Source organism: Phaeobacter sp. JH20_29 (assembly GCF_048056175.1).
In the GTDB taxonomy this organism is placed as follows: Bacteria; Pseudomonadota; Alphaproteobacteria; order Rhodobacterales; family Rhodobacteraceae; genus Phaeobacter; species Phaeobacter bryozoorum.
Map to the genome: position 1 here is coordinate 92,865 of NZ_JAYMWO010000005.1, position 14,940 is coordinate 107,804.

Sequence of the window (14,940 nt, forward strand, 5' to 3'; positions counted from 1 at the left end):
GAGGTAGGCATGGCATTTCAGACGCGCAGCCGCGATCCATTGCTGGACAGCAACATGCAGGCGGCCATCGAGAAGCGTGGCAAGGAACTGATTGGCGCACTGCTGATTGGCCTCGGCCTGATGGTTGCCCTGATGATCGGCAGCTATTCGGCGGATGATCCGAACTGGATGGTGTCGACTGACGCCCCGGTGCAAAATATGCTGGGTCGCACCGGGGCATCGCTGGCCTTCATTCTGATCACGCTCTTTGGCAAGGCCAGCTGGGCGATCGCGCTCTTCCTGACCGTCTGGGGTGGACGCTGCATCTTGCATCGCGGCGAAGACCGGTTCCTGTGGCCGCTGCTACTGTCGTTGCCCTGGCTGCTGCTGGTCTCCTTGCATCTGGAAACGCTGGTCCCATCCGACGCCTGGAAATCGGCGCATACCTTCGGTCTCGGCGGTATGATCGGATATACCTTTCTGGGGATGCTGTTGGCCCTGTTGCCAGTTGGGCTGATCTTTCTGGTCAAATTCCTCTCACTCCTCACCGCGCTTGGAATGTTGGGCCTGGGCGCCACCGTCCTCGGCTTTACCCGCGCTGAAGTCACCCGTGGTCTGCGGTTCGTATTGGTGGGTCTCATTCTGATCTACGGTGCGATCGCCGGTGTCCTCGGCCGGGGCGCAGCAAGCGGCATGCAGGCAGCGCTCAACTATCGAAGCCGCCGCGCCGAACGTACAGCAGCAGCGGTCGCGATGGCAGATGTCGTCGACAGCACCGAAACCGACCCGCAGATGTTCGAGCCGTTGGAGTTCGACGACGGGCCCACAGCAGCGCCGCCGCTTGGTGCTCCGGTGCTTGGGCCGGCAGCCGCCCCTTATGGCCGGGTAGAACCGGCATTTGACATGCGCCACGAAGATGAGCCCGAACCGGTCAAGGAAAAGACTGGCCTGTTTGCCCGTGTGCCGAACCTCATCCGCCGGGCCGAACCAGTGATGCCCGAACCGGAACTTGTTGAACCCGTCCTGAGTGAGGCGAGCAGGGCAGCCGATCTGGACACCCTTCCCGGCGATGAGCGGATCGCCGAAAAAATTGCCAGTGCCGTACGCGTGCGCCGCGCTGCTGATGTGGCACCCGAAGTGGATTTCCCGCTGACCAAGGGCCGTGGGCGTCGACCGGAACCCCTGATTTTTAACCCTAATCACAACGTCGAAGGTCTGCCGCCCGAACCACCGCTGACCGGTGCGTCGATGGACGCTATTGAGGCGGCGATGAGAACGGTACCGCCTGTTCCACCCGCACCAGAGGCCGGATATTCCCCCGATGCTGAGCCGCACCAGGGGTACGATAGTGCTGCATATGAGCATCCGGCGTCCGCTGGGTTCGTCGACCATGTCGCCTCCGAAGGGCTGCCAAGCGCTCCGATTCCAGACGCCAGCGGTGCGCAGGTTCTGCGCCGTACCGCAGAAAGCGCCGCCGCATCTCATGCGGCAGCGGCGACGGTCGCCCCGCCCGTAACGCCCCCTGTGACACTTCCGGTGGCAGAGCCACGTCGGGCTGTCGTGGAGCAGCCAGTCCGCAAGCCGCCGCAGCCATCGGCCCGCGCAAAGGCCGAAGCACAGCCTCCCTTGGCCTTTGAAGATGCCAGCAGTGATTTCGAATTGCCGCCGCTCTCGCTGCTGACCAGCCCGGCACAGATCGAACGCCACCACCTGAGTGACGAGGCGCTGGAAGAAAACGCGCGAATGCTGGAATCGGTATTGGATGACTATGGCGTCAAGGGTGACATCGTCTCGGTGCGCCCCGGTCCTGTTGTCACCATGTATGAACTGGAGCCGGCACCGGGTCTCAAGGCCAGCCGCGTGATCGGTCTGGCCGATGACATCGCACGCTCCATGTCGGCACTGTCCGCGCGGGTCTCTACCGTGCCGGGTCGCACCGTGATCGGTATCGAACTGCCCAACGACAAGCGTGAGAAAGTTGTCCTTCGCGAAATTCTTGCGTCACGCGATTTTGGCGATGGCACCCATGCGCTGCCACTGGCGCTTGGCAAGGATATTGGCGGTGACAGCATGGTCGCCAATCTTGCGAAAATGCCTCACCTACTGATCGCAGGGACCACCGGCTCGGGTAAATCGGTGGCGATCAACACCATGATCCTGTCGCTGCTGTACAAGCTGACGCCCGAAGAATGCCGTCTGATCATGATCGACCCTAAGATGCTGGAACTCTCCGTATATGATGGCATTCCGCATCTTCTCTCGCCTGTGGTGACAGATCCGAAAAAGGCCGTCGTCGCCCTGAAATGGGTAGTCGGCGAAATGGAAGATCGCTATCGCAAGATGTCGAAAATGGGCGTGCGGAATATTGCGGGCTACAATGGCCGGGTGAAAGAAGCGCTTAACAAAGGCGAGATGTTCAGCCGCACCGTGCAAACCGGATTTGACGACGACACGGGCGAACCGGTCTTTGAAACCGAAGAATTCGCGCCCGAGGCGTTGCCCTATATCGTGGTCATCGTCGATGAGATGGCCGACCTGATGATGGTTGCGGGGAAGGAGATCGAGGCCTGCATCCAGCGTCTGGCGCAGATGGCCAGGGCATCGGGCATTCACCTAATCATGGCCACGCAACGGCCCTCGGTTGACGTGATCACCGGTACGATCAAGGCGAATTTCCCGACGCGGATTTCGTTCCAGGTGACCTCCAAGGTCGACAGTCGGACCATTCTCGGCGAAATGGGCGCCGAGCAGCTGCTGGGTATGGGCGACATGCTCTATATGGCGGGCGGCGCGAAGATAACCCGCTGCCACGGCCCGTTTGTGTCAGATGAAGAAGTCGAAGAGGTGGTCAACCACCTCAAGCAATTCGGACCGCCCGAATATATCGGCAATGTGCTTGACGGCCCGGATGACGATAAGGCCGACAATATTGATGCGGTGCTGGGTCTCTCCACCGGTGGCAATACCGATACCGAGGACGCGCTATACGATACGGCGGTACAGATCGTCATCAAGGATCGCAAATGCTCGACCTCCTATATCCAGCGAAAACTGGCCATCGGCTACAACAAGGCAGCACGTCTTGTTGAGCAGATGGAGGAAGAAGGGCTCGTCTCTCCTGCAAACCACGTCGGAAAAAGGGAAATTCTGGTTCCCGAGCAATAGTCGTTTCACGGCGGGGCCAATTGGTCCCGCCTCTTCACATTTGCCAATGTCTCCCTATTTAGAAACCATGAAACAACTTGCCTACGCCCTAGCGCTGACGCTCTGTGCCCCGGCTGCATGGGCAGCCGAGAAACTGAGCCTGAACGACGTTTCGCAATATCTGAACGGGATCTCTACTGCGACAGCCCCGTTCAGCCAGATTAATGACGATGGTAGCCTCTCTACCGGCAAGCTTTATATGCACCGGCCCGGACGGATGCGGTTCGAATATGATCCGCCCAACAAGGGGGTTGTGGTTGCAGGCGCGGGCGCTGTTCTGATTCAGGATCCGAAGTCAAACCAGCCGCCGGAGACCTATCCACTCAACCGGACGCCACTTTCGCTGATCCTGGCCCGCAACGTGAACCTGGGCCGTGCCAATATGGTGGTGGGTCACGGCTTCGATGGCACCTCCACGATTATCCGCGCGCAGGATCCTAAAAACCCGGAATATGGCAGTATCGAAATGATGTTCACCGACAACCCGGTTGAGCTGCGGAAATGGGTGATCCACGATGGTTCCGGCGGCAAGACCACGGTGATCCTTGGCGGGCTGCAAACCGGGGTCAAGCTGTCCTCCAAACTGTTCAACACCAGTTCAGCCCCGTCACGCTAAAGAGTGGCGACGTCAGACAAGAGACCCCCCGCCTGAACAATCGGACGGGGGGTCTCTTGTCGTAATGATCGCAACAGTCAGCGTGCGCGGCGACAGGTGGCAAGCTGTGTCTGATACATCTCAGCCCGCGCCTGCACCTTGGCAGCAACCCGCAGCAGCCATGGTTTGGATCGGTAGGTTCCGCGGGCGAAACCGGTATGGCCATCATGGTAGGCTAGGTACTGGTTGCGCGCATCATAGAGCGACACACCGTTGCGGTCCCGCGTCTGGTTCATATACCAGCCCATGAAATCGGTGGCGTCCTTGATCCGGTTGCGCTTGGCGCCGCGGCGGCCGGCAGATTTGCGATAATCGTCCCAGGTGCCATCGAGCGCCTGACTGTAGCCATAAGCGCTGGACTGCCGCCCCATCGGGATCACCCCTAGTGCAAAGCGGTGCGGTGTGCGCGCGTCGGACCGGAAACGGCTTTCCTGATGGATGATGGCCATCTGCACATGCATGGGAACGCCCCAGCGCTTCTCTGTGGCGCGGAACGCCTTCAGATACTCGGGCCGTTGCTTGATGATGCTGCACGCATTGTCGAGATTGCGCGGCGGTGAGCCACCGCCACCTCCGCAGGATGCCACGATCAGCAATAGGATCATGGCGCCTATGATTCTGCTCATTGCCTCTGCCTCTTGTAAATCACTGGGCGTATTTTGGCGGCAGTGTAGCTAATCACGAGCGGCGTGAAAATCACTATTCCGTGGCGCCGGCAACCTGTCCCGGACCAGCGCCACCGATCATCGGCGGTCAGAGGTCAAATGTCGCGAAGACAGGCGCATGGTCACTTGGTTTCTCCCATCCACGCGCATCCCGCATTACCCGACTGGAATGGGAGGAGTTTTTGATGTCGGAGCTGGCCCAGACATGGTCCAGTCGGCGCCCCTTGTCCGCCGCATCCCAATCCTTGGCACGGTAGCTCCACCAGCTGTAGAGCCGCCCATCCGGGATATCATTGCGGGTGACATCCGACCAGCCACCCGCCTGCATGACATCGGCGAAATGTTCGACCTCAATCGGAGTGTGGCTCACCACTTTCAGCAGCTTCTTGTGATCCCAGACGTCATCTTCGCGTGGCGCGATATTGAGGTCTCCGACAAGGATGGATTTCTCCGGCCGCTCAGAGTGAAACCAATCCCGCATATCAGTAAGATAGTCGAGCTTCTGGCCGAATTTCTCATTGACCTCGCGGTCAGGCACGTCGCCGCCAGCGGGGACATAAAAGTTATGGATGGTAACGCCGTTTTCGAGACGGCCCGCGACGTGGCGGGCATGGCCAAGACCGGCAAAATCCTTGTCACCGACATCCTCGATCGGCAGCCGGGAGAGAATTGCGACGCCGTTGTAACCCTTCTGGCCGCGGGCGATCATATGGCCGTAGCCCAGCTCGGCAAATTGCTCCAAGGGAATCTTGTCGACCGGGCTCTTACACTCCTGCAGGCAGAGTACATCCGGTCCCTCCTCTGCCAACAGCTTGCAGACAATCGGCTCCCGCAGGCGAACCGAATTGATATTCCAGGTGGCTAGGGTAAACGACATCGCGCGCCTCTTTCTCAAATGTCTGTGCTGTTGGCCGGATACTGCCCGCTCTGGCGCGGTGATACCAGTGCACAAATGGCATCGGGAAAACGGCGAAATCATCGCCGTATCTTCATCATTCGCGCTGCTATGAACGAAAAAAAAGCCGGGCACTAGGCCCGGCAGTCCAACAGGGAGGAACATGTCATTACCCGGACATGCACGGGATCTCTCGTCAGTGCCGTCGCACTTGTCTCAATGACCACCGTACCTCCCAGACCGGGCGATTCTGTGGCGCTGAGGTGTCAGATGGCCAGTTTGTAGCCACCCGACTCTGTGACTAGTATACGTGCATTTGACGGATCTGGTTCAATTTTTTGGCGAAGTCGGTAGATATGGGTTTCCAGCGTATGGGTTGTAACCCCGGCATTGTAGCCCCAGACCTCGTGCAGCAGCACATCGCGTTGCACAACCCCCTCGTTAGAGCGGTACAGGAATTTCAGGATATTGGTTTCCTTCTCGGTGAGGCGGATCTTGCGATCGTCCTCGGTCAGAAGCAGTTTCATCGCCGGTTTGAACGTATAAGGACCAAGTGCAAATACGGCATCTTCGGATTGTTCATGCTGGCGCAGCTGCGCGCGGATCCGGGCCAGCAGGACCGGGAACTTGAACGGTTTGGTAACATAGTCATTCGCCCCGGCATCCAGCCCGAGGATCGTATCCGCATCGCTGTCATGCCCGGTCAGCATCAGAATCGGTGCTTTCACACCTTGTTTGCGCATCAGGCGGCAGAGTTCGCGGCCATCGGTATCGGGGAGGCCAACATCCAGGATGATCAGGTCATAAAGCGCCTCTTTTGCGCGCTCCATAGCTGTCTGACCGTTCTCGGCTTCGAACACGTCGAAGTCTTCGGTCATAACCAGCTGCTCGCTCAGGGCTTCGCGCAGATCTTCATCATCGTCTACAAGCAGAATTTTCTTCAGTTGGGCCATAACCTTGTCCTCCTGTGCCGTGCACAACAGATGCGCAGTCCGCCGCCCGATCACAAGTTATGCTGCAAGAGTTTCACGCCGACGTGTCCATGGGGCGGGTATTGTTTCACTTTCCCACCGTTTATGACTACTTAAAGACTGTTCACCGCAGCGGTGCCGCGCCCCAAGACGTCAACGACCCACAGGATTTCCGCATGAGTCTGATGCCCACGATGATCGACCTACTGGCCCGCGCGCGGGTGGACCTGCGTATGGGCTTGCCGGTCGTCCTGACCACGCCCGATCAGGCGGTATTGGCCGTCGCGGTTGAACCATTGGACAGCACCCGACTGGCGAGCCTGCGCACGCTTGGCCCGCTGACATTGGCCGTGACAGCCCGGCGGGCGAGTACTCTGAAGGCCCGTGCCTATGATGGCGATGTTGCCCGCATCAGCGTTCCAAATTCAGCGGATCTGTCTTGGCTTCAGGCCGTTGCCGACCCCGCTGACGATCTGAGCACACCGATGAAGGGCCCGCTGCAAAGCGGTCGCGAAGGCAATGCAGAGCTGCACCGGTTGGCCATTGCCTTGGCCAAATCGGCCCGCCTGTTGCCTGCCGCGGTGGTTTGCCCCCTGCAACATCCCGCACAATTCGCCCAGAGCTATGGGCTGACAACCCTGCCGCTCGCCGCAGTTGCACCGCTGATGGTCGAAAGTTCGCCGCTTCATCCCGTCGCCGCGGCTCGTCTTCCAATCGCTGCGGCCGAAGCCGGGCGGCTGCACATCTTTCGCCCGGAAGATGGCGCGGAAGAACATTATGCCATCGAAATCGGCAAACCTGACCGTAGCCTTCCAGTCCTTGCCCGACTGCATTCCGCGTGTTTCACAGGCGATGTTCTTGGCTCGCTCAAATGCGATTGCGGCCCCCAGCTGCATGGAGCGCTGAACCAGATGGGCGCCGAAGGACAGGGCGTACTGCTCTACCTCAACCAGGAGGGGCGCGGCATTGGCCTTGCTAATAAAATGCGCGCATATTCCCTGCAAGATCAGGGGTTTGACACGGTTGAGGCCAATCATCGCCTTGGGTTCGAAGATGATGAGAGAGATTTTCGCCTAGGCTCCGCAATCCTGAAGGAGCTGGGCTTTTCTTCGGTGAGACTGCTGACCAACAACCCCAACAAGATTTCCATGATGGAAAAAACCGGCATCACAGTCACCGAACGGGTACCGCTGAAGGTCGGGGAGACCGCGTTCAACCGCGAATATCTCGCAACAAAAGCCGCCAAATCCGGCCACATGCTATGAGATCGGGCATCCCGCGTGACCTGCGGTCAACCGATATGCTGCTCACCCCAAGGGGCCTGCGCTTTGCTGGACGCACCCTGCCCTGTTCAATCGGGCGCGGAGGGCTGAGTCCGAACAAGGTCGAGGGCGATGGTGCAACGCCAATCGGCTGCCATCTTGTCGTCGGTATGCTCTATCGACCGGACCGAATGGCACCACCAACCGATTGGGCTGAGCCGATCGGGCCCGGCGACCTGTGGTCCGACGCTTCCGACGCCGAGGATTACAACCAACACGTCCGCGCGCCATACTCCGACAGCCATGAAGCCCTCAGACGTGCTGACCCGTTGTATGATCTGGTCCTGGTCACGGATTGGAACTGGCCGGTTGCCGAGCCCGGCCGTGGGTCGGCAATCTTCCTGCATCAGTGGCGGCGCCCCGGCTTCCCGACCGAGGGCTGCATCGCTTTTTCGCGTCAGGATTTACACTGGCTGGCCAAACTGGTTCTGCCCGGTACACGCCTTGTGGTGCCACCGCTGGCGCGCTGAGACGTTGCCGCGCAGGCTATCAGAGCTCGTAAGCGCGCGCACCGAAGATGGCCGATCCAACACGCACATGGGTCGCGCCTAACGCAACAGCAGTTTCAAAATCACCACTCATGCCCATCGACAGGCCCGTTAGGCCATTCCTCTCTGCGATCTTGCGGAGAAGAGCAAAATGCAGGCTCGGTTCCTCAGCTGCGGGCGGAATACACATCAGACCTTCGAGGGGCAGATCCATATCCTGACATTCGCGGATGAAGGCATCTGCCTCACCCGGAGGGATCCCGGCTTTCTGCGGCTCCTCGCCGGTGTTGACCTGTACGAACAGCTTTGGACAATGGCCCAGTTCCTGCGCCAGCCGCGCGATGGTCTTGGCCAGTTTCGCGCGGTCAACAGTATGAATGTTCTGAAACAGATCCATCGCCTGCCGCGCCTTGTTGGTCTGCAGCGGGCCAATCAGGTGCAGATCCAGTTCCGAGTAGCGCGTCGAGAAGTCCGGCCATTTTCCGGCGGCTTCCTGCACACGATTCTCGCCAAAACAGCGATGCCCCTCTTCCAGAACCGCCGCGACCCTGTCGTTGGGTTGAACCTTGGATACCGCGATCAGCTGCACCGACCCTCGAGGGCGGCCAGCTTTTTCTTCGGCGGTATGAATGCGGGATTGGATCTCCTGAAGCGACATGGGGCAGTCTCACTATGGTCAGATGTTGCCGCAGACAAACACGGTTTCTGCACAAAAGAAAAGGGCGAGCTCGTAAGAGCCCGCCCCAAGAACCGTAGTGGTTCAGGTCAGCTTAGAAGCTGAACTGAGCACCGAAGTCGGCACGCATCTGGCCGTCGGCGCTGCCCACTTTGCTCTCGCCGATACCACCGCGCAGGGAGACACCGCCGCCCAGGTCGTGGATCACGCCCAGACCAACGTTGCGGGTGTCGCCGTCGCCGGAACCGTCGCCGTAAGCGAAGGTCAGGGTAGTTGCGGAGCTTACGTCGTAAGCAGCAGAGATACCGTAGAAGGTGTCGGACTGAGCAACGTTGCCCGCGATGGATTCATCACCAACCAGCAGGGTGCCGGAGAATGCGCCCCAGGTGCCGCCCAGCGACAGAACAACGATGTCGTCGTCGTCTGCTGCGCCGTTGTCGGTTTCACCGTATGCCAGAGCGGCAGTGATGTTGCCGAAGGTGTAAGCAGCGTGGATGTCGAAACGGTCGCCGTCGCCACCGTTTGCCGCCTGGTCGTAGGACGCAGCAACAGCGAAGTCACCAACTGCGTAACGAGCGTAAACGCCGTTCACGCCTGCGCCACCGGAGGAGTAACCAACGAAGTCGTAGTTAACGCCGGAGTACTGACCAACGAAGTTTTCCAGGCCCGGCTCGTTGCCGTAGTAGTTGGGCAGGTTGTCGATTGCGCCAGCAACGTTACCTACGTCAACACGCAGACCGCCGTACTCAACCGAGAAACGCGCGCCGTTCAGGCCAGCTGCGTTTGCTTCGCCGGAAGCTGCATCTTCGTCAGCCTGCATACGAACGCGAGCGGAGAACTTCACGCCTGCGTCGGTTTCAGCGGAGCCATCGATGTTCATGCGGAAACGGCTGACGATCACGGTGTCGGAAGTGCCACCAACGGTACGATCTTCAACGTAGCCGATACCAAAGCGGCCGTAGCCACCGAACGAAACGTCTGCTGCTGCAACACCAGCGGTGGCGACCAGCGCAGTCGAAGCGAAGAGAATCTTTTTCATGTTTTTCCCTCGGGTTTAAATGTCCAAGCTCAAACAGGCGCTGAGTGGCACAAGTCTGAGTACGCCCTCCGTTTCGCTCTTTTTGGGGTCGTTACGCAAGCTTGGGCGCAGGCGGCAAATCCTTTCGGCCCGAAGTTGATGCAACCATGTCACAGTATCTTAACCCGAGCGGCATCAACGGCTTCGCACAGAGAGAGTCTATTAAAGAATAGGCTTGTTGCCGCCCTATCGCTTGGCTAGGACTAGTCCGCAACCGGAATAGCAACGGATCTTGCCCATCATGCGCTGGCTCACGAAACTTGGACTCATCTCGCTTCTGGCTGTCACCGCCAGCTGTGGCGCATTCGGCGGCAAGAACCGCGGCGGCCCGTCGGCCTATAATGAAAACGTCATTGGCGGCAACCCGCGGAACCCGGAGAACATAGAAGGCACGACAATCTGGGATGCCTTCAAACCCACGAAGGCCGAACAGATTGTTCAGGTAAACCGTTACCTCTGGACCGCAACGCTGGATGTGCTGGACTTCCTGCCGCTGCAAACCGTCGAACCCTACACCGGTGTGATCGTCACAGGTTACGGTACTCCCCCGGGTGGCGGGCGCGCCTATCGCGCAACGGTTCATATCAAGGATCCCGCACTGGATGCCCGCTCGCTGAACGTGTCGCTTCAGACCCGCAACGGCCCGGTCAGCGCCAGTACAGCACGCGCGATCGAGGATGCGATTCTCTCTCGGGCCCGCCAGCTGCGCATCGCCGACCGCAAGCTTTAACCCGGCGCATCCCCCTCTTCAGCCCTCTGGAACAGGCGGGCAAACATCACTATCACAAGCGCCAGGCCCCAAACCTGGCGTTTTTATCTACGAAGGACAGCTCTGATGCCCCGTTATGTTGCCCCGGAAATCGAAGCGCGTTGGCAGGACGCATGGGAAAAAGCCGGGATCTTTCAGGCGAAACGCTCCGCTGACAAACCGAAGTATTACGTCTTGGAGATGTTCCCCTATCCATCGGGCAAACTGCACATGGGGCACGTGCGCAATTACACCATGGGCGATGTGATCGCGCGCTACAAACTGTCGACCGGCCATAACGTACTGCACCCGATGGGGTTTGATGCCTTTGGTATGCCCGCTGAAAACGCCGCGATGGCCAGCGGCGGTCACCCCAAGGACTGGACCTACGCGAATATCGACACGATGGTCGAACAGATGAAACCGCTGGGCCTTTCGCTGGATTGGTCGCGGATGTTCGCCACTTGCGACGAATCCTACTATGGCCAGCAGCAGGCTCTGTTCCTCGATTTCCTCGAAAAAGGTTTGGTCTACCGCAAAAATGCCGTGGTGAACTGGGATCCGGTCGACATGACCGTATTGGCGAACGAGCAGGTCGAAGGCGGCCGAGGCTGGCGCTCCGGCGCCTTGGTCGAGCGCCGCGAGCTGACGCAGTGGTTCTTCAAGATCTCCGATTATTCGGATGAGCTGCTGACCGCGCTGGACACTTTGGAGAACTGGCCCGCCAAGGTGCGTCTGATGCAGGAGAACTGGATCGGAAAATCCCGCGGCCTTCAGTTCAGCTTTACCCGCAGCGATGGCGGCGATCCGATCGAGGTTTACACAACCCGCCCCGATACGCTGAACGGCGCATCTTTCGTGGGCATCTCTCCCGATCACCCGATTGCCAAGGCGCTGGAAGCCGACTCGGAAGAAGTCGCCGCCTTTGTCGCCGAATGCCGCAAGGGGGGCACGACCGAAGAGGCCATCGAGACCGCCGAGAAGCTGGGCTATGACACCGGTATCCGCGTGAAGCATCCGCTGGATCCGAACTGGGAGCTGCCGGTCTGGATCGCGAACTTCATTCTGATGGACTACGGCACCGGCGCGATCTTTGCCTGCCCTGCACATGACCAGCGCGATTTCGAATTCGCGACCAAATACAGCCTGCCCATCATTCCGGTGTTCCAGAACCCTGAAGATGACAGCCCCTTGACCGAGGCCTATGTCCCGACCAAGGCCGAGAAGGTTCGCTATGTCAAAGGCTTCGCCGGTGCGGATGAGCAAACTGGTGAAGAGGCCGTAAATGCAGCCGTCGACAAGGCCGAACGCGAAGGCTGGGGTGCAGGTGTCACCAAATTCCGCCTGCGCGACTGGGGTCTGTCGCGCCAGCGCTACTGGGGTTGCCCGATTCCCGTGGTGCATTGCCCGGACTGCGGCGTGGTACCGGAGAAGAAGGAAAACCTGCCCATCGCGCTGCCCTATGACGAAGACGGCAAGGCGATTGACTTCTCGATCCCCGGCAACCCGCTGGATCGTCATCCCAGCTGGCGCAACTGTGCCTGCCCTGCCTGTGGCAAGCCTGCGCAGCGCGAAACCGACACAATGGATACCTTCGTTGATTCGTCGTGGTATTTCGCCCGTTTCACCGCGCCCGACGCCGAAACACCGACTCGGATGGAGGATGCCAACTACTGGATGAACGTCGATCAGTATATCGGCGGCGTCGAGCACGCGATTCTGCATCTGCTTTATTCGCGCTTCTTTGCCCGTGCCATGCAGATCTGCGGTCACCTGCCCGAGAAGGCCAAGGAACCCTTTGACGCGCTGTTCACCCAAGGCATGGTGACACATGCAATCTATGAAAACGCGGAACGCCGCACTGAGAATGACCGCCCGATCTACCACTACCCGGAAGAGGTCGAGGAGCGCGACGGTGCGGTTGTGGTCAAGGAAACCGGCGAAACGGTCAAGGTCATCCCCTCGGCCAAGATGTCGAAATCCAAAAACAACGTTGTCGATCCGCTGCACATCATCTCGTCTTATGGGGCGGATACCGCACGCTGGTTTGTGCTCTCCGACTCACCGCCTGAACGAGATGTGGAATGGACGGCCTCTGGCGCAGAAGCCGCGCATAAGCACCTGAACCGCGTCTGGAATCTCTGCGATCGCATCGGCGAGATGGACCCGAGCGCTGGCGGTGAGGGCGACGATGAGCTGCTGCGCGATATGCATAAGGCAATCCGCGATGTTACCCTCAGCATTGAAACCTTTGGTTTCAATGCGGCGATTGCAAAACTCTACAGCTTCACCAACACCCTTGCCAAATCCAAGGCCGGGGCTGCCGCGCAGAAACAGGCGATCATGACACTGGCCCAGCTGATGTCTCCGATGACGCCGCATCTGGCTGAGGACATCTGGAACCATCAGGGGGGCGAAGGCCTGTGCGCAACTGCCCCTTGGCCAGTTGCGGATGAATCGATGCTGGTGGAAGACAGCGTCACCCTGCCGATTCAGGTCAACGGCAAACGCCGCGGTGAAATCACCGTTGCCAAGGACCTCAGCAAGGATGAGGTTGAAAAAATCGCACTCGCGCATGAAGCTGTGCAAAAGGCGCTGAATGGCGCCGCTCCTAAGAAGGTGATTGTCGTGCCGGGTCGGATTGTGAATGTCGTGGCGTAGGCCAAAATACCTCATCGCATTGGCCGCTTCTTTGTTGGTGGCGGCCTGCGGTTTCACTCCGGTTTACGCGCCCGGTGGCAGCGGATCCGTGCTTTATGGCGCGGTAAGGGTGCAAGCCCCGGAAACGCTGGGCGCTACGGATGATACCGACGCCTATTTCCTGGTCCAGAATCTCGAAAGCCGGTTGGGACGCGGGTCTGGTGCAGATTATGCGCTGGACCTGAAACTGCGCACCCGAAGCGAAGGTCAGGCGATCACTGCCGACAATGAAATCACCCGCTATTCCATCGTCGGGCAGGCAGCCTATGTGCTGACCCGGCAGTCCGATGGCACCATCGTCGCCAGTGGTGACGTCGAGAATTTCACCGGCTATTCCGCAACCGGAACCACTGTTGAAACTCTTGCCGGTGAACGTGATGCTCACCGGCGGCTCATGATGATCCTCGCGGATCAGATCACGACTGATCTGCTGAGCACGGCTGATCTCGGCCAGACCGGCGGGAGCCAGACCCCGGCTGCTTCAAAATGAAACTGAGCCCGCGCGAGGCGGACGGATATTTCGCCAAACCGGATCAGGCGAAGACAGGCCTGTTGATCTACGGCCCCGACGCCATGCGGGTGTCGTTGAAGCGACAGCAGATGCTGGCGGCACTCCTGGGACCAACCGCAGAAGAAGAGATGCGTCTGACGCGGATGTCGGCTGCGGATCTACGCAAGGACGCAGCCCTGTTGATGGATGCGGTCAAGGCCGTAGGGTTCTTTCCCGGCATCCGCGCGGTATTTGTCGAAGAAGCCAATGACACCGCAGCACCAGCTATTATCGCAGCGCTTGAGGCCTGGCAGCCGGGCGACGCGCAGATTGTGGTGACGGCCGGACAATTGAAGGCAACGTCCAAGCTGCGCAAGGCTTTTGAAAGTCACCGGAACGCCTATGCCACGGGGATCTATGATGATCCGCCATCACGCAGCGAAATCGAACGTATCCTGACCGAAGCCCGGATCCGTGACGTCCCTGTGGACAGTATGTCTGCGCTGGTCGATATCGCGAATGATATTGGACCCGGTGATTTCTCCCGCATGGTTGAGAAACTTGCACTCTACAAATACGAGGACAGCACGCAGCTGACGCTCGAAGACATTCAGGCGATCGCGCCGCAATCCACCGAAGCTGCAGTCGATGATATGCTCAATATCGTGGCAGAGGGGCGCGGTGCCGAAATTGGCCCGCTCATGGGTCGTCTGCAGGCACAGGGCACCAACGCCGTAACGCTTTGCATCGGCGCGACCCGGCATTTTCGGACCCTCTACACAATTGCCTCCGATCCCGGAGGTCCAGCACAGGGCATCGGGCGCTTGCGGCCGCCGGCCTACGGAAAACGTCGCGACCGGCTTCTGCGACAGGCCCAGAGCTGGGGCGCTTTCAAACTTGAAACTGCGCTGACCCTGCTGACCGATACCGATCTACAGCTGCGCTCAGCCGGACAGACCGCACCGGCTCTTGCGTTGATGGAACGCGCCTTGATCCAACTGGCGCGTCTCAGCCGCGTCGGGTGAGCCCTTGGCTGTCGGGCGGGTCCAGACGCTGCGTCCAGATCACG

The 14,940-nt window shown here is 59.5% G+C and carries 13 protein-coding genes; 8 read left to right on the forward strand and 5 right to left on the reverse strand.

Annotation, left to right across the window (positions count from 1 at the left end; translation table 11 throughout):
• Positions 1-9 precede the first annotated feature (9 nt).
• A complete protein-coding gene (locus tag VWZ85_RS03210; RefSeq protein WP_416587088.1) occupies positions 10-3,144 on the forward strand; it encodes a DNA translocase FtsK in 3,135 nt (1,044 codons plus the stop codon).
• Positions 3,145-3,211: 67 nt separating this feature from the next.
• A complete protein-coding gene (locus tag VWZ85_RS03215) occupies positions 3,212-3,799 on the forward strand; it encodes a LolA family protein (protein WP_340546931.1) in 588 nt (195 codons plus the stop codon).
• Between the two features lie 77 nt (positions 3,800-3,876).
• Here the strand turns inward: VWZ85_RS03215 and VWZ85_RS03220 are convergent, their stop codons facing one another.
• The 3 genes from VWZ85_RS03220 to VWZ85_RS03230 form a co-directional block, all read right to left on the reverse strand.
• Entirely contained in the window at positions 3,877-4,464 is a 588-nt protein-coding gene (locus tag VWZ85_RS03220) for a transglycosylase SLT domain-containing protein (RefSeq protein ID WP_340546932.1), read from the reverse strand.
• Positions 4,465-4,591: 127 nt separating this feature from the next.
• A complete protein-coding gene (locus VWZ85_RS03225; RefSeq protein WP_416587090.1) occupies positions 4,592-5,380 on the reverse strand; it encodes an exodeoxyribonuclease III in 789 nt (262 codons plus the stop codon).
• Between the two features lie 284 nt (positions 5,381-5,664).
• Entirely contained in the window at positions 5,665-6,351 is a 687-nt protein-coding gene (locus VWZ85_RS03230; RefSeq protein ID WP_340546934.1) for a response regulator transcription factor, read from the reverse strand.
• A gap of 194 nt (positions 6,352-6,545) precedes the next feature.
• On the opposite strand from VWZ85_RS03230, the gene ribA reads away from it, so the two are divergent.
• Complete coding sequence (gene ribA, locus VWZ85_RS03235; protein ID WP_416587092.1) at positions 6,546-7,634, forward strand: GTP cyclohydrolase II; 1,089 nt, start codon at positions 6,546-6,548, stop codon at positions 7,632-7,634.
• A 35-nt stretch (positions 7,635-7,669) separates the two neighbouring features.
• Positions 7,670-8,161 carry a L,D-transpeptidase family protein gene (locus VWZ85_RS03240; protein ID WP_416534506.1) on the forward strand — a complete coding sequence of 164 codons (492 nt, stop codon included), beginning with the start codon at positions 7,670-7,672 and terminating at the stop codon, positions 8,159-8,161.
• 19 nt (positions 8,162-8,180) lie between these two features.
• On the opposite strand, the gene VWZ85_RS03245 is transcribed toward VWZ85_RS03240, so the two are convergent.
• Both VWZ85_RS03245 and VWZ85_RS03250 read right to left on the reverse strand, forming a co-directional pair.
• On the reverse strand, positions 8,181-8,837 hold the full coding sequence (locus tag VWZ85_RS03245; protein WP_416542620.1) for a YggS family pyridoxal phosphate-dependent enzyme: 657 nt from the start codon (positions 8,835-8,837) through the stop codon (positions 8,181-8,183).
• A 112-nt stretch (positions 8,838-8,949) separates the two neighbouring features.
• A complete protein-coding gene (locus VWZ85_RS03250) occupies positions 8,950-9,894 on the reverse strand; it encodes a porin (protein ID WP_340546937.1) in 945 nt (314 codons plus the stop codon).
• A 280-nt stretch (positions 9,895-10,174) separates the two neighbouring features.
• Between VWZ85_RS03250 and VWZ85_RS03255 the strand changes: the two genes are divergently transcribed.
• The 4 genes from VWZ85_RS03255 to holA all read left to right on the forward strand — a co-directional run bounded on the left by VWZ85_RS03255 (position 10,175) and on the right by holA (position 14,896).
• Positions 10,175-10,663: a DUF3576 domain-containing protein gene (locus VWZ85_RS03255; protein ID WP_340546938.1), complete on the forward strand. Its 489-nt coding sequence runs from the start codon at positions 10,175-10,177 to the stop codon at positions 10,661-10,663.
• A 105-nt stretch (positions 10,664-10,768) separates the two neighbouring features.
• Complete coding sequence (gene leuS, locus VWZ85_RS03260; protein ID WP_416587094.1) at positions 10,769-13,342, forward strand: leucine--tRNA ligase; 2,574 nt, start codon at positions 10,769-10,771, stop codon at positions 13,340-13,342.
• A complete protein-coding gene (gene lptE / locus VWZ85_RS03265; protein WP_340546940.1) occupies positions 13,329-13,871 on the forward strand; it encodes an LPS assembly lipoprotein LptE in 543 nt (180 codons plus the stop codon). The genes leuS and lptE overlap by 14 nt, the downstream gene beginning before the upstream one ends.
• Positions 13,868-14,896 carry a DNA polymerase III subunit delta gene (gene holA / locus VWZ85_RS03270; RefSeq protein ID WP_416546573.1) on the forward strand — a complete coding sequence of 343 codons (1,029 nt, stop codon included), beginning with the start codon at positions 13,868-13,870 and terminating at the stop codon, positions 14,894-14,896. The genes lptE and holA overlap by 4 nt, the downstream gene beginning before the upstream one ends.
• The last annotated feature ends 44 nt before the right edge of the window (positions 14,897-14,940 follow it).